The organism is Streptomyces sp. NPDC027189, from assembly GCF_055566975.1.
On the sequence record NZ_JBVHRI010000011.1, the window covers coordinates 62,356 to 77,104 of the forward strand.

Annotated in this window: 13 protein-coding genes, 1 tRNA gene and 2 pseudogenes; 9 read left to right on the forward strand and 7 right to left on the reverse strand. The window is 69.6% G+C overall.

Going from position 1 to position 14,749, the window contains the following annotated elements; genetic code table 11:
* Positions 1-152: 152 nt before the first annotated feature.
* Positions 153-728: a 5-formyltetrahydrofolate cyclo-ligase gene (locus ACZ4RZ_RS25700; RefSeq protein WP_467747931.1), complete on the reverse strand. Its 576-nt coding sequence runs from the start codon at positions 726-728 to the stop codon at positions 153-155.
* Positions 729-861: 133 nt separating this feature from the next.
* On the opposite strand from ACZ4RZ_RS25700, the gene galU reads away from it, so the two are divergent.
* The 7 genes from galU to ACZ4RZ_RS25735 all read left to right on the forward strand — a co-directional run bounded on the left by galU (position 862) and on the right by ACZ4RZ_RS25735 (position 6,534).
* Positions 862-1,773, forward strand: a complete 912-nt coding sequence (gene galU / locus ACZ4RZ_RS25705) for a UTP--glucose-1-phosphate uridylyltransferase GalU (RefSeq protein ID WP_467747933.1) — start codon at positions 862-864, stop codon at positions 1,771-1,773.
* Complete coding sequence (glp, locus tag ACZ4RZ_RS25710) at positions 1,770-3,092, forward strand: molybdotransferase-like divisome protein Glp (RefSeq protein WP_467747934.1); 1,323 nt, start codon at positions 1,770-1,772, stop codon at positions 3,090-3,092. Before galU ends, glp begins: the two co-directional genes overlap by 4 nt.
* Positions 3,093-3,211: 119 nt before the next feature.
* Positions 3,212-3,691: a cyclic pyranopterin monophosphate synthase MoaC gene (moaC, locus tag ACZ4RZ_RS25715; RefSeq protein WP_467747936.1), complete on the forward strand. Its 480-nt coding sequence runs from the start codon at positions 3,212-3,214 to the stop codon at positions 3,689-3,691.
* Positions 3,688-4,200, forward strand: a complete 513-nt coding sequence (locus tag ACZ4RZ_RS25720) for a MogA/MoaB family molybdenum cofactor biosynthesis protein (protein WP_467747938.1) — start codon at positions 3,688-3,690, stop codon at positions 4,198-4,200. The genes moaC and ACZ4RZ_RS25720 overlap by 4 nt, the downstream gene beginning before the upstream one ends.
* A gap of 23 nt (positions 4,201-4,223) precedes the next feature.
* A complete protein-coding gene (locus ACZ4RZ_RS25725; protein WP_229702951.1) occupies positions 4,224-4,883 on the forward strand; it encodes a GNAT family N-acetyltransferase in 660 nt (219 codons plus the stop codon).
* Positions 4,884-5,070: 187 nt separating this feature from the next.
* Entirely contained in the window at positions 5,071-6,363 is a 1,293-nt protein-coding gene (gene sepX / locus ACZ4RZ_RS25730) for a divisome protein SepX/GlpR (RefSeq protein WP_467747940.1), read from the forward strand.
* A 97-nt stretch (positions 6,364-6,460) separates the two neighbouring features.
* Positions 6,461-6,534, forward strand: a tRNA-Ala gene (locus tag ACZ4RZ_RS25735).
* A 72-nt stretch (positions 6,535-6,606) separates the two neighbouring features.
* Here ACZ4RZ_RS25735 and ACZ4RZ_RS25740 read toward each other — a convergent pair.
* From ACZ4RZ_RS25740 to ACZ4RZ_RS25755, 4 genes and pseudogenes are all read right to left on the reverse strand, one after another.
* Positions 6,607-7,835: pseudogene (locus ACZ4RZ_RS25740) on the reverse strand (site-specific integrase).
* Positions 7,823-8,032 (reverse strand): excisionase family DNA-binding protein, encoded by a 210-nt coding sequence (locus ACZ4RZ_RS25745; protein ID WP_467747942.1) that lies wholly within the window; start codon positions 8,030-8,032, stop codon positions 7,823-7,825. The pseudogene ACZ4RZ_RS25740 and the gene ACZ4RZ_RS25745 overlap by 13 nt, the downstream one beginning before the upstream one ends.
* A pseudogene (locus ACZ4RZ_RS25750) lies at positions 8,029-8,675 on the reverse strand (replication initiator); the annotation flags it as partial. The pseudogene ACZ4RZ_RS25750 and the gene ACZ4RZ_RS25745, both read right to left, overlap by 4 nt.
* Before the next feature lie 823 nt (positions 8,676-9,498).
* A complete protein-coding gene (locus ACZ4RZ_RS25755; protein ID WP_467747944.1) occupies positions 9,499-10,374 on the reverse strand; it encodes a beta-propeller fold lactonase family protein in 876 nt (291 codons plus the stop codon).
* A 908-nt stretch (positions 10,375-11,282) separates the two neighbouring features.
* Between ACZ4RZ_RS25755 and ACZ4RZ_RS25760 the strand changes: the two genes are divergently transcribed.
* A complete protein-coding gene (locus ACZ4RZ_RS25760; protein WP_467747946.1) occupies positions 11,283-12,599 on the forward strand; it encodes an MFS transporter in 1,317 nt (438 codons plus the stop codon).
* Between the two features lie 76 nt (positions 12,600-12,675).
* Here ACZ4RZ_RS25760 and ACZ4RZ_RS25765 read toward each other — a convergent pair whose 3' ends face one another.
* Positions 12,676-13,152, reverse strand: a complete 477-nt coding sequence (locus ACZ4RZ_RS25765) for a GNAT family N-acetyltransferase (RefSeq protein WP_467747947.1) — start codon at positions 13,150-13,152, stop codon at positions 12,676-12,678.
* An 83-nt stretch (positions 13,153-13,235) separates the two neighbouring features.
* Here ACZ4RZ_RS25765 and ACZ4RZ_RS25770 point away from each other — a divergent pair, with 83 nt between their 5' ends.
* The gene (locus tag ACZ4RZ_RS25770) at positions 13,236-14,039 is read left to right on the forward strand and encodes an exodeoxyribonuclease III (RefSeq protein WP_467747949.1); all 804 of its coding nucleotides are present in this window, start codon (positions 13,236-13,238) and stop codon (positions 14,037-14,039) included.
* Here the strand turns inward: ACZ4RZ_RS25770 and ACZ4RZ_RS25775 are convergent.
* On the reverse strand, positions 14,027-14,653 hold the full coding sequence (locus ACZ4RZ_RS25775) for a MerR family transcriptional regulator (protein ID WP_467748229.1): 627 nt from the start codon (positions 14,651-14,653) through the stop codon (positions 14,027-14,029). The two genes, ACZ4RZ_RS25770 and ACZ4RZ_RS25775, sit on opposite strands and share 13 nt — an antisense overlap.
* Positions 14,654-14,749 lie beyond the last annotated feature (96 nt).

The following is a 14,749-nucleotide window of genomic DNA, read 5'->3' on the forward strand; positions in this document are numbered from 1 at the left end:
GGCAAGGGGGAAATTGCTCTCTTGGTTCTTCTGGGAGGGGGCTGGCAAAAAGAGGAGGAGCAAAATGTTGTTCCGGACCCCCGGGTGGTGGGGAGGGAGGAGAGGTGCCCCCCCACGCGCGGGGGGGGGCCCACTTCACATACCCGGGGCCGTCACCGGAAGCGGCGCACGCCGGCGGGGGTCACCACCGCGTGCACGGGACGGTCGTGCGGCTCCTCGGGCACCCGCTCGACGACCTCGGCGTCGTACAGGAGCACCACCAGGGCCGGATCGGCCCCCGCACGCTCCAGACGGGCCAGGACGCGGTCGTAGGAGCCCCCGCCGCGTCCCAGACGCATGCCGCGCGCGTCGACGGCGAGACCGGGCAGCAGAACGACGTCGGCGTCCTGGACGGCCTCCGGGCCAAGCCGCTCGCCCGCGGGCTCCAAGAGCGCCATCTTTCCCCCGTGTTGGACCCGTACGAGGGACTCATCCCCCGCGTACGCCCCCCAGTCCAGGTCGTTGTCCGCCATCAGGACCGGCAGCAGCACGCGCACGCCCCGCGCACGAAGCGCGTCCAGGAGCGCGAGGGTGCCAGGCTCGCTCCCTACGGAGACGTACGCCGCCACTGTGCGCGCCTGCGCCAGTTCGGGCAGCTCCAGGGCACGGGCGGCCAGGGCCTCGGCCGTTTTCCGCACGTCATCGGCCGTCAACCCTTTTCTCACCGAGAGGAATCCTTGCCGCAACATTCGCTTGCCAGACTCCGGTTCGCGTCCGAGGTGACTCACAGGTTGCTCCCGTACCCTTCCTAATGCGCTCATATGAGAGCGAATTAACTGGAGCCTCAGATTCCGCACATAGGCACCGGTTATGGTTGCGGGCATGACTGAGTCACACCCCAGGATCAGCAAGGCTGTCATTCCCGCAGCAGGCCTCGGCACCCGGTTCCTGCCGGCCACCAAAGCCACTCCCAAGGAGATGCTGCCGGTCGTCGACAAGCCGGCGATCCAGTACGTGGTCGAAGAGGCCGTGTCGGCGGGTCTTGACGACGTCCTGATGATCACGGGCCGCAACAAGCGCCCCCTCGAGGACCACTTCGACCGCAACTACGAGCTCGAATCGGCGCTCCAGAAGAAGGGCGACGCCGACCGGCTCGCCAAGGTCCAGGAGTCCAGCGACCTCGCCACCATGCACTACGTGCGCCAGGGCGACCCCAAGGGCCTCGGTCACGCCGTGCTGTGCGCCGCCCCGCACGTCGGTCACGAGCCCTTCGCGGTGCTCCTCGGTGACGACCTGATCGACCCGCGCGACCCCCTGCTCGCCCGCATGGTCGAGGTCCAGGAACAGCGCGGCGGCAGCGTCATCGCGCTCATGGAGGTCGCGCCCGAGCAGATCCACCTCTACGGGTGTGCCGCCGTCGAGGCCACCGACGAGGGCGACCTGGTCAAGGTGACGGGCCTGGTCGAGAAGCCGGACGTCGTGGACGCGCCCAGCAACTACGCGATCATCGGGCGGTACGTCCTCGATCCGCACATCTTCGACATACTACGCAAGACCCAACCGGGTCGCGGCGGTGAGATCCAGCTCACAGACGCTCTCCAGCAGCTCGCCGACGAGGAGAAGGTCGGCGGCCCCGTGCACGGCGTCGTCTTCAAGGGCCGCCGCTATGACACCGGCGACCGTGGCGACTACCTGCGTGCCATTGTCAGACTCGCGTGCGAACGTGAAGACCTGGGCCCGGACTTCCGGACCTGGCTTCGCAGTTACGTAGCCGAGGAGATGCAGGGACTTTGAGCAGCGCCGCGACCCGCACCACCGGCCAGGATCACCTCTGGTCCGTGGACGACCACCTGGAGGACATCCTCGCGACCGTCCGCCCCCTCGAACCCATCGAGCTGCAACTCCTCGACGCCCAGGGCTGCGTCCTGGTCGAGGACGTCATGGTGCCGGTCTCCCTGCCACCGTTCGACAACAGCTCGATGGACGGGTACGCGGTCCGGATCGCCGATGTCGCGGGCGCGAGCGAGGAGTACCCGGCCGTTCTGGCGGTCGTCGGCGACGTCGCGGCCGGCCAGGCCGAGCAGCCCCGTGTGGGCCCCGGCCAGGCCGCCCGCATCATGACCGGCGCCCCGCTGCCGCCCGGCGCCGAGGCCGTCGTGCCCGTGGAGTGGACCGACGGCGGCCTGGGCGAGGGCCCGGTCTCCGGGATGCGCGCCCACAGCGCGGCCCCCGAGGCGGCTTCCGGTCAGGTGCAGGTCCACCGCCCGGCCGAGGCACGCGCGCATGTGCGCGCGAAGGGCAGCGATGTGAAGGCCGGTGACCGCGCCCTCGAAGCCGGCACCATCCTCGGCCCGCCGCAGATCGGCCTGCTCGCCGCGATCGGCCGCGGCACCGTGCGCGTGCGCCCGCGCCCGCGCGTGGTCGTCCTGTCCACCGGCAGCGAACTGGTTCAGCCCGACGAGAAGTTGGGCGCCGGCCAGATCTATGACTCCAACAGCTTCGCCCTCTGCGCCGCCGCCCGCGACGCAGGTGCCATCGGCTACCGCGTGGGCGCGGTCGCCGACGACGCCGAGACGCTTCGGGCCACCATCGAGGACCAGCTCATCCGCGCGGACATGCTGGTCACGACGGGCGGTGTGAGCGTCGGCGCGTACGACGTCGTCAAGGAGGCGCTGTCCTCCGTGGGCGACGAGGACCAGGCGGGCAGTGGCATCGAGTTCCGCAAGCTCGCCATGCAGCCCGGCAAGCCCCAGGGCTTCGGCACCATCGGCCCCGACCACACCCCGCTGCTCGCGCTCCCGGGCAACCCCGTGTCGTCGTACGTCTCCTTCGAGCTGTTCGTGCGCCCCGCGATCCGCACCCTGATGGGTCTGAAGGACGTCCACCGGCCCACGACCAGGGCGACGCTGAAGGCGGACAAGGCGCTGACCTCGCCCGCGGGCCGCCGGCAGTTCCTGCGGGGGACGTACGCGGAGGGCGAGGTGGCGCCCGTCGGCGGCGCCGGATCACACCTGGTCGCGGCGCTCGCGCACGCCGACGCGCTGATCGTCGTGCCCGAGGACGACACGTCGGTCGAGCCCGGCGCGGACGTCGAGGTGGTCCTGCTCGGCTGAGCGGCCGGGGCCCGAGAGGGTCCTGCTCGGCTGAGCACCCCGAGTTGGCGGTACCGTGTCGCGCACAACAGGCCCACGCGCCGTACCGCGACAGGCCCGGACCGGGAGCGCCCACGCACATGAGCACGCAGGACCGACTGACGCACATCGACGAGGCGGGCGCCGCCCGCATGGTCGACGTATCCGGGAAGGACGTGACCGCGCGCACCGCCCGTGCCAGCGGACGCGTCCTGGTCTCACCCCGTGTCATTGAGCTGCTGCGCGGCGAGGGGGTTCCCAAGGGCGATGCCCTCGCCACCGCGCGCATCGCGGGCATCATGGGCGCCAAGCGCACGCCGGACCTGATTCCGCTGTGCCACCCGTTGTCGGTGTCGGGTGTCAAGATTGATCTGTCGGTCGCGGACGACGCCGTCGAGATCCTCGCCACCGTGAAGACCACCGACCGTACGGGCGTGGAGATGGAAGCCCTCACCGCGGTCAGCGTGGCGGCCCTCACCGTGATCGACATGGTGAAGGCGGTCGACAAGGGGGCGGTCATCACGGACGTGAGGGTGGAAGAGAAGACGGGCGGGAAGTCGGGCGACTGGAGCCGGGCATGACGGCATCGTCGTATCGAGCCCTGGTGGTCACGGCCTCCAACCGCGCCGCCGCCGGGGTGTACGAGGACAAGGGCGGTCCCCTGATCGCCGAGGGGCTCGCGAGGTTCGGCTTCGCGGTGGACGGGCCGCAGGTCGTCCCCGACGGCGACCCGGTCGAGGCCGCCCTGCGCGCGGGCACCGACGCCGGGTACGACGTCATCGTGACCACCGGTGGTACGGGGATCTCGCCGACCGACCGGACGCCCGAGGCGACCCGGCGGGTGCTCGACCACGAGGTGCCGGGCATTCCCGAGGCCATCAGGGCGTTCGGAAGAGAGAAGGTCCCGACGGCGGCGCTGTCCCGGGGGCTCGCCGGAGTCGCAGGACGGACGCTGATCGTCAACCTGCCGGGCTCCACCGGCGGGGTGAAGGACGGCCTCGCCGTCCTGGAGCCCCTTTTGATCCACGCCGTCGACCAGATCCGCGGCGGCGACCACGCCAGACCCCATGGCAGTGGGGGTGCGAGCTGAACAGCCCATCCTGGCCCGTCGAGCTGGTGGACGGCGATGTCGTCCTCCGGCCCATAAAGCTGCGCGACCAGCGGGCCTGGCGCGAGGTCAACCGGCGCAACCGGGACTGGCTGCGGCCGTGGGAGGCGACCATCCCGCCGCCCACCCCCAGCGGCCCGATCGCGCACCGGCCGACCTACCGCCAGATGGTCCGGCATCTGCGCGCCGAGGCCAACGCGGGCCGGATGCTGCCCTTCGTGATCGAGTACCAGGGCCGGCTCGTCGGGCAGCTGACGGTTGCCGGGATCACCTGGGGATCTATGTGTTCCGGGCACATCGGCTACTGGGTGGACCAGGGGGTCGCGGGCCGCGGAGTGATGCCGACGGCCGTGGCGCTGGTGACCGACCACTGCTTCCGCACCGTCGGACTGCACCGCATCGAAGTCTGTATTCGCCCCGAGAACGGGCCGAGCCGCCGGGTCGTGGAGAAACTCGGATTCCGTGAGGAAGGGCTTCGGCCACGTTATCTCCACATCGACGGGGCCTGGCGCGACCATCTCGTGTACGCGCTCACCGCCGAAGAGGTGCCCGAAGGGCTGCTCGGACGTTGGCGCCGGGCGCGCTCGGCGCAGACCCGCTCGGAGCAGGTGGGATCGGAGCAGGCGGGCTCGCAAAATCAGAGCAAGCCGGGGAACGCCGGCTAATTGAATAGATGTTCGAAATTGACCGATCGGCGATCGCCTTGAGTCCGTCTCCGGTCATTGAATTCACGGTCCCGGCGGCCTGCTGATCGCATCGGTCACAAAAAAAGCTCGAAATATCAGCCAGATCGTGCGACACACCGGCTCAATTGGCAGATGGCCTCACGCAAACCCCTCTACCGTGTGAGACGTGAGCAGCAGCGGCCTCATCTACGCAGTCATCGTCGGGGCCTGGGCCGCCTACTTGGTGCCGATGTGGCTCCGTAGGCAGGACGAGCTGAACGAAGCCCGTCCGACGGAACGCTTCAGCACCGCCATCCGGCTGCTGTCCGGACGGGCGGGTATGGAGCGCCGGTACGCCAAGGACCTGCGGGCGCGCTCCGCCGAGGAGGGGGAGTTCAGCGCCGACCCGGACGGCGTCACCGATTCGGTGGACGTCCGGGCCTTCGCCATGCCTCCGACCCGGCCGCAGGCGCAGGTCCAGCACCGGCCGCAGGTGCAGGAGCGGGTTCAGCAGTCGTCCCCGGCGCACTCGGAGACGGCGCCTCCGGCGGGCGCCAGGCAGGGGGCTGCGCACGAGGCCCCGGGCGCCGCCAGACCCGTACCCCAGCAGGCGGCCAAGTCCGTACCGCAGCAGTCGGCCAAGTCCGTAACCCAGCAGTCGGCCACCTCCGCGCCGAAGCCGTCCGCCAAGCCCGCGTCCCGGCGTGTGCCGGCCGCGCGGCGTGGTTCCTCGGCGGAGGCCGCAGCGCGTGCCCGGCGCTCGAAGGCGCTCGCGCGCCGACGGCGTACGACGGTGATGCTCTTCCTCGCCTTCACACTCGGCGCGATCGTGGCGGCCGTGGGTGGGCTCGCCTTCCTGTGGGCGCCCGGCGTGCCCGCGGTGATGCTGAGCGCGTACATCGTGTATCTGCGGGCCCAGGAGCGGCGCCGCTTCACCTACACGATGGACCGGCGCCGGGCCGAGGCCGCGGCGCAGCGGCTGCGGGAGCGGCAGCCGCGCCGGCGACCGACCGTCGACCCCGGAGCCGACGAGCCGGACGAGGGACCGGAGCCGGCGGCCGACCCCGGAGTCTCCGCGCTGGCGGCCGACCGCCGCGCGCTCGTCGAGCAGACCGATCACGCGGAGTGGGTCGACCAGCAGCGCGAGCGCCAGCGCGGTCCCGGCCAGGGCGACAGCTGGGACCCGGTGCCGGTTCCGCTGCCGACGTACGTGACCGCGCCGGTCGCGCCCCGGGCCACGCCCAGCGTCGACCTGGGGGCGCCGGACGCGTGGAGCTCCGCGCGCTCCAGCGCCGTGGAACCGTCCACGCCGGAGGCCCAGCCGGCCGCCGAGGAGCCGTCCGACGAGGCGGAGGCCGGCGACGACGGCCGCAGTGACGCGCGTCGCGCCGCGTCCGCCCGGCGCGCCCGCGAGCGCGGTCGTACGCCGCTCTTCGACCAGTACGAGGACGGGGAACGGCCGCGCGCGGCCAACGAGTGACGGGCGTGACGACGGGGGCTCGGGAGCCCCCGGCTGACCAGCCAGGAACGGATTTCCGAGCACCTCGATGGGGATGCTAGAGTTTCACTCGTTGCAAGGGCCTGTGGCGCAGTCCGGTAGCGCACCTCGTTCGCATCGAGGGGGCCAGGGGTTCAAATCCCCTCAGGTCCACGCAGCTCAAAGCCCCTGTTGGTAATCACCGACAGGGGCTTTGGCATGCCGTACAGCAGCGAAGTGCAGCAACTACTTTCGATCTTGCTTCCCAAGGTGCTTGCCCAGCTTGCGAAGTGCCCGCCGGGTCGACTCTGACGGCACGTGCGTGTAGACCTCCATCGTCACCGCGATCTTGCTGTGCCGGAGTATCTGCATCGCGACCCGGGGGTGGACGTCGAGGGCGGCGAGCAGAGAGCCGCAGGTGTGCCGAGTGTCGTGCAGCCGGATCCGGCGGACACCCGCCCTGGCCGACCGGTCGCCGAACCGGCGGTTGAAGTTGCGCGGTTCGAACGGTGTGCAGCGCGTGGTGAACACGAAATCGGAGTCGGTCCACAGCTCACCGGCGGCTTGCTTGGCCAGCTCTTGTTCCTTCCTGCGGAGTTGGAGAGCCGTCACGGAGATCTGGGGGAGGGGAAGCGTGGCCGTTGACGCCTCGGTCTTGGTCTCGTCATGGACCAAGCGCCGGTTGATGCGCTGTAGCTGCATCTGCACCGTGATCTCTCCGGCGTCCACGTTCACGTTCTCCCAGGTGAGGCCCAGTACTTCGCCGCGTCGGAAGCCCAGGACCAGGATGAGCACGTATGCGGCATACAGCGGATCATGGGCGGTGCTGGCCGCTTCTAGGAACTGTCGGGCCTCTTCCACTGACCATGGGTGCCGCTTCGTCTTGCGTGCCGACCGAACCTTCACCAGGGCCGCGACGTTCTTCGAAATAAGCTCTTCCGCCATCGCGTTGGTCAAGGCGGACCGCAGCACGGCGCGCGCGTCCTGCACTGTGCGACGCGACGGGATGCGCTCGCAGCAGTCGCCGACGGCGCAGCAGCGCGGCGTGTCCCGCTTGGCGTCCAGGCCTTGAGCGCAGCACTGGCACTGCTCCAACAGGGCGTTGACCAGCTCCGGACGTCCCGCACGGTGAGCTTGTCGAGCCGCTTCGAGCCGAGTCCCGGCACTATGTAGAGCCGGACGTGCATCGCGTAGGTCTCCGCCGTCTTGGGCTTCAGATCGGGCTCTACTACCTCCCGGAGCCACCGCGTGAGGTACTGCGCCAGCGACGGCGAAGACGTCGCCACCGGCCCTTCCTTGGCTTCCGCGTGCAGTTTGATCCACTTGTCGTGGACCTCTTCACGGGTCTTGCCGTAGACGTACTTCCGCTTGCGCTTGCCTTCCGGGGTGTCGACCCAGGCGTACGCGGCGAAGCCGTTCTTGTACGGGTAGATCGAACCCTCTCCGTTGCCGCGCTTGCCGCTCATGCGGACCACTTCGCTTCGGCTTCCTGTGCGCGACGTTCGACGTACTCATCGACCCAGCGAGGCAGGATGCGGCGATTACGGCCGTCCTTGACGGAGCGGATCTCTCCGGTGAGGACCAGCATCTTGGTCTTGGAGAGGCCGTAGCCGAGCATGTCGGCGACCTCGCGCGTCGTGTACCACTTTCGCTGGATCACTGTGGTGGTCATGCTTCGGCTCCTTCCAGGGCGAGTTGGTCTTGCAGGGCTTCGCGAGCGGTTTCGCGGTTGAGTTGGAGGTCGCGGGCGATGGTCGCGGCAAGGATCGATTCGCCGGGTGTGTGGCCGTGTCCTGCGTACTACCAGCTCGCCAGGATCAGGACGGTGTCCGGCTCGCAGTCGTCGAGGCCGCGAGCTTCGCGCTCTTGGGTGGCGCGGTAGTCGGCGCGGGTCTGACGGAGCGCGCCGAGGGTGGTCGAGTAGCGGTGGGACTTCGACGAGAAGTGGCCGCGAAAGCCGAGCATGTGGGCCCAGGCCCGTAACCGCCGGTCCGGGTAGAGGGGTTCGAGGTCGAAGCAGGCCTCTATAGGCGGCTGGCATGGTCGGGCACGGCGAGCAGCACGGCGGCTTCGCGGTTGCCGATGGGGCGGTCCAGGGTGCCCGTGTTCTCGGCCGCCTTGGTCGCGTACTTGGCGACGTAGGAGGCGACGGCCTGCTCTGTGATGTCCGAGCCGTCCCCGAACGCCCTCACGGGTCGGATGTCGAGCTGTGTGCCCCACTGGAAGGTGCGCTCTGGGTGGTCCCCAGCAGTGGGCACGGTGACCGTCGCGTACGGGTGGACGGCGGCGGCGCGGATCGCGGCGGTGAGGAGATCTGGGATCGAAGTGTCAAGCATCTCCCGGGACCGGACAACGCCCGAACGCTGAGCGCGGTCAGACTTTCCCTACATCATCAAGGCTCGCTGCGCTCGCTCGTCCGGCGGCTAGCAGTACTCATCGATCATCGCCAACCCGACCGCCGCAGACTCCGCCCAGGCGCATCAACGGCCGCTTCCGGCCCGCACAGCACCGTCACCACGATCCGGCCTCGGATGGGGAAAACCACCACAGCAGTCAGACCCCGACGCCCCTGTCCGGGGCCACCTGCGCACCCTTTTCCGCCCGGCTGCCTGACACCGTCAGGTCGATCATGGATCGATGGCCGCGCACAGCCGGGCGGCGCCGGTCGGCCGCCCCGCTGCCTCCATGTCTACGCCACCGGCTGCGGCGCGCCGTCCGCCCGTCGCCACACGCAGCGGCCAAAACACAACACGGGCACAGGGACACAAGGTGATCCCCAACGGAGCAGGTCAAAGACGCTTTGTGCTACCGCGAGAGGCCGGATCGTGGTGGCGGTGGTGTACGGGCCGACGCTGCCAGATGCGCAGACGTTCGTACGGCCCGCTGATCCCGCACCAGGCCACCGGCCGGACGGCGGACGCGACCTTGAGAGTGGAAGAACCCCTCTCTGGCTGGGGCGGTCGCCCCGCTTGCAGACCGCGGGGTACGCGACCGAGGCAGCGCTCGGGTTGGTCCATTACGCTGAGCCGAAGTCGGCCAGGGAGCCACACCCGACGGATGCGGGGACAAGGCTCACCCGGCAGAACCTGATCAGTCTCTGCCGGGTGAGGTGAGATGTGCCTATGTCTGCTGCGGTTGTCAGAAGGCGGCGACTCCGGTCGGGCCGCTGCCGACGGCAATAGTGGCGATGACCCGGTTGTTTCCCGTGTTGATCACCGACACGGTGGCGTTGAAGAGGTTGGTCACGTAGGCCCGGGCGAGGCGCGGGTGCACCGCCACACCGGTGGGGCCGTCTCCTGCGGGAATAGGGGACCCGATCACTCCGCTAGTGTTGATCAACGACACGTTGTCCGAGTTGCGATTCGCCACGTAGGCGCGGGCACGTCGCTGGTCCACCGCCACACCGACCGGGCCATCGGCGACGGTGATGGGTGAGCCGACTACCTGGTTGGAGCTGGTGTCGATCACCGACACGTTGTCGTCGCTGAAGTTGGTCACGTAGGCGCGGGCACGTCGCTGGTCCACCGCCACACCGATCGGGCCGTTGCCGACGGTGATGGGCGAGCCGCCTACCTGGTTGGTGCTGGTGTCGATCACCGACACATTGTTGTCAGAGAAGTTGGCCACGTAGGCGCGGGCACGAGCCGGGTCCACCCCCACCGCGCGCGGCTGGGTACCGACGACGATGGGTGCCCCGACCACCTGGTTGGTGCTGGTGTCGATCACCGACACGGTGCCGGCGCTGGCGTTGGTCACGTAGGCGCGAGCACGGGTTGTGTCCACCGCCACCGCGAACGGGCCGTCACCGACGGCAATGGGGGACCCGACCACCTGATGGGTGTTGGTGTTGATCACCGACACGTTGTCGTCGCCGAAGTTGGCCACGTAGGCGCGAGCACGCGTCGTGTCCACCGCCACACCGACCGGGCGGTCACCGACGGCAATGGGGGACCCGACCACCTGATTCGTGTTGGTGTCGATCACCGACACATTGTCATCGTCGATGTTCGTCACATAGGCGGTCTGGCATCGGAGCCCGACATGGGAGGTGTGGCATCGGGGCCAGGAGAGGGACTGCTCCAGCGCTGCTGAGGCGTGGGGAGTGGCGAGGGGCAGCAGCGCTGTGAACAGCACCGCCAGGGCCCCAACGACCCGTGTGCGTCGTCCGGGACGTACCTGATCTCGTCGCTTGCTCGTACGTCTATGGGGGGACTCGTCCGGCGTAGGGGGCATCGCGCATCTCCTTGTTGCTGCGTCTCGTGCTCCAGAAGGTCCTGAGGCCGCGGGACTGCCGCCAGGGCAGTGCTCGGCTGACGGCGCATTGGCCACCAGCAGCATCCTCAAGTCGGCCTTGGCCCCCCGCCATCGGGGCTCGGCCGGACGAGCGGCCGAACCATACAGACAGCCCAATTCATGTATCCCGGATTCCTGACGTGGTCGGCGGCTGTCACATCGGGGTGCACACGCCTAAGGATCAGATGTGCCCGTGCCACGGCTGCGCCAGATCAGGCAGGGAGCCAGGGGGGAACTGAGTCGCCGACTGTCGAAGCCGACATGCCCCAGGTCAGGCCCCAACTCGCCCCACGCTCCTGATTCGGTAGCCGCCACGAGTGCTGTACAGCAGAGAAGTACAGCAACCACCGCAACCACCTCTGACCATCACCGGTCTCGGGTGACCGTCTGACGTGCTCGGCAAACCTCAGCGACCGTCGCGCCCGTAGTTCGCATCGAGGGGGCCAGGGGTTCACATCCCCTCAGGTCCACGCAGCGGCTGTTCTTGAGGTGACTCGGGGGCAGTTGACGAGATCCCGTCCGATCTGATTGATCGGGCGGGATCCTTGTTCTCCCGGGCTGCCGACAACTCGCGCCCGACCTGCGGTCGTTGCCGTAGGGTGCTCGCTGCGCCGAGCACGAGGGAGAGCATGGAGACCGCAGCGGACTTGGCGACGACGCGTATGGCGCCACTGAGGATCCCGGCCTTCCGCCGATTCGTGCTGGCCAACCTGATCTCGGTCACCGGGTCCGCGATGGCGCCTCTCGCGCTCGCCTATTCCGTGATCGAGCAGGGCGGCGGCGCCGGGGCCCTCGGCCTTGTGCTCGCCACGAACACCGTTCCGACCGTCGTCTTCCTCCTCGCGGGCGGAGTCCTCGCGGACCGTCTGTCCCGGAGCCGGATTCTCTTCCTCGGCAACCTGCTGGCGGCCGCGGCCCAGGGGACGTTGGCGGCGACCGTCGCCACCGGCCACGCGACGACAACCTCCATCGCGGTCTGCGGCTTCGCCTCGGGAACGGCGGTGGCCTTCACGATGCCCGCCGCTCAGGGCGCCGTGGGCCAGATCATTCCCCGGGAGCACCTGCAGCAGGCCAATGCCCTGCTCAGACTCCCGAGCAACGCGGTCAAGGTACTCGGCCCCGTCATCGGTGGACTCGTCGTCGCGGCCGCCGGTCCGTCCTGGGCCCTGGCCTGGGACGCGCTCACCTTCGCCGCCGCGGCCCTGCTGCTGCTCGGCCTGCGCCTGGACGCTCCGCTCACTGCCGACAGCGCGCTCAGCGATCTGCGAGCGGGGTGGACCGGTTTCTGGTCGCGCACCTGGCTGTGGACCTACACGGCCGCCGGAACCCTCCTCGTCGCCGCGTGGTTGGCCGGCTTCCAGCTCCTCGGGCCGGTCGTCGCCGCGGAGCGGTACGCGGGCGCACGGGACTGGGGGCTGGTCCAGGCTGCCTTCGCGTCGGGGCTGCTGGCCGGGACACTGGTGTGCCTGCGCTGGCGCCCGCACCGGTTGCTGGCCGTGGCCGTCGCGACCAGTTCCGCCCTCGCGCTGCCCCTGGTCGCCATGGGGTGGGGGCTGCCGCTGCCCTGCGTGCTGCTCGCCGCCCTGCTCGCGGGGATCGGGCTCGATGTCGCGATCGTCGCGTGGACCACGGCCTTCCAGCAACACGTGCCCCAAACCGAGTTGGGACGCATGAGCGCGTTCAACAGCGTCGGGGAACTCCTCGCCATTCCCTTCGGCTACCTGATCACCGCTCTCGCCGTCCACGCGTGGGACAACCGGACGGTGCTCATGGCGTGCGCCGGTCTCATCGTCGCCGCTGCCGTCCTCAATCTGTGCGTCCCGGACGTGTACCGCATCAACCGCCTTCCGGGAGACGACCAGGGGGCGTGGAAGGGCTCAATTCCCTTGGCCGACACCGGTCATGAAGAGGCCCGGGAGGGCGGCGAGGGCCAGGTCGCGGGGTAGCGCGTGGAGGCTGGTGACCTTCGGTTCGGTCTTGGCCGAGGGGTGCCCTCGTATGGTCGCCGCCACGATCGGACATCTACAGCGCCTTGGCGTAGCACAGGCTCAGTTCGTGGAAGCGGTAGTGGCCGAACTTGGCGCAGGGCGCGTAGTCGCTCGACGCGTAGAGGGCGACCGCCTCGGGCTGCTTGGACCCGGTTTCCAGGACCATGCGGGTGCGGCCGGCCGCACGGGCGTCGGACTCGAGGGCGGCCAGGATGCGGCGGGCGAGGCCCAGACCGCGGGCCTCGGGGATCACGTACATGCGCTTGAGCTCGGCGTCGCCGTCCGAGTAGCCCTCGTCGTTCTCGTCCTGGGTGCGCCAGCCGCCCGTGGCGACCGGGCGGTCCCACTCGTCGTACGCGATCAGGTAGAGCCCGAGCGGTGGGGCGAACATCGACGGGGCGAGGGGGGTGACGTCACCCTCGTCCTCGTAGCGCTCGGCGTATTCGGCCTGCACCTGGTCGTTGAGCTTGACGGCGTCGGGGTGGTCGAAGGGGACCGGGCGGATATTCATGCGTCCTATCGTACATCTATGCATTCAGTGGGCGGTGCCGATCGGGTTCGGATCGGCGGTACCGATTAAGTATCGTGCCCCGGGTGCTGACTGTGACCTCTGTGAATGTGAACGGACTCCGGGCCGCCGCGAAGAAGGGCTTCGTGGAGTGGCTCGCGGGGACCTCCGCGGACGTGCTGTGCCTTCAGGAGGTGCGGGCCGAGCCCCAGCAGCTGCCGGAGGAGGTTCTCAAACCGGCGGGGTGGCATGTCGTGCACGCTCCCGCCGCCGCCAAGGGGCGCGCGGGTGTGTCCCTTTACACACGGCGTGAGCCGGATCGTGTGCGGGTCGGTTTCGGGTCCGAGGAGTTCGACTCCAGTGGGCGCTACGTCGAGGCCGACCTGCCCGGTGTCACCGTCGCCAGCCTCTATCTGCCCTCCGGTGAGGTCGGGACCGAGCGGCAGGACGAGAAGGTCCGGTTCATGGGGGAGTTCCTCGCCCATCTGAAGGGGCTGCGCGAGCGGGCCGCCGCCGACGGGCGTGAGGTCGTCGTGTGCGGCGACTGGAACATCGCCCACCAGGAGGCCGACCTCAAGAACTGGCGCGGCAACAAGAAGAACTCCGGCTTCCTGCCCGAGGAGCGGGCGTGGATGGGGCAGGTCTTCGACGCGGGTGACGGCGGATACGTCGATGTCGTGCGCGCGCTGCACCCGGACGTCGAAGGGCCGTACTCGTGGTGGTCGTACCGCGGCCGGGCCTTCGACAACGACACCGGCTGGCGCATCGACTACCAGGTCGCCACGCCGGGGCTCGCGGGCAAGGCGGTCAAGGGGTTCGTGGAGCGCGCGGCCACGCACGGGGAGCGCTGGTCCGACCATGCGCCCGTGACCGTGGTCTACGACCTCTGATCCCGTAGTCGCCGGTCCAGCGCCATCGACAGCTCCGCCTCCACCACGCTCTTCGCCAGCGGGCGCAGGCGCTGGAGGTCCTCGGTCGTGCGGTCCTCGGTGAGGACGAGGGTGGTGAAGAGCTCGGCGAGCGCGTCGGCGTGATCGCGTACGCGCCGGGCGGCCGTCAGGACGTCCGCGAGCGGGATGCCCTCGCGGACCAGAGCCGCCGAGACGTCGAGCAGGCGGCGGCTGATGTGCACGATCTCGCCGCCGTCGGTGCCGAGGTAGCCGAGGTCGAGCGCGGCGGCGAGGTTCTCCGGGGTCGCCTGGCCCGCGAAGACGTCGGCCAGTTCCTCGGGGGAGAGGCGGACGGGGGTTTCCTCGGTGGGCTCGCCCAGGCCCAGCAGTTCGCCCACGTCGCGCCCGTGGTCGAAGGCCTCGGCCAGTTCGGCGATGCCGCTCAGGGTGTGGCCGCGTTCGAGCAGTGCCGAGATCGTGCGCAGGCGGGCCAGGTGTGTGTCGTCGTACCAGGCGATACGGCCCTCGCGGCGGGGCGGCGGTATGAGCTTGCGCTCCCGGTAGAAGCGCAGGGTGCGCACGGTGATGCCGGCCTCCTTGGCCAGCTCCTCCATCCGGTACTCACGCTTCTCCGCCACGTGCGCACCCTACGTCGTACCCCGGGTAACTTTCCCGGTCGCGACCCCTACCCATCAGTACGCGGCTGCTCT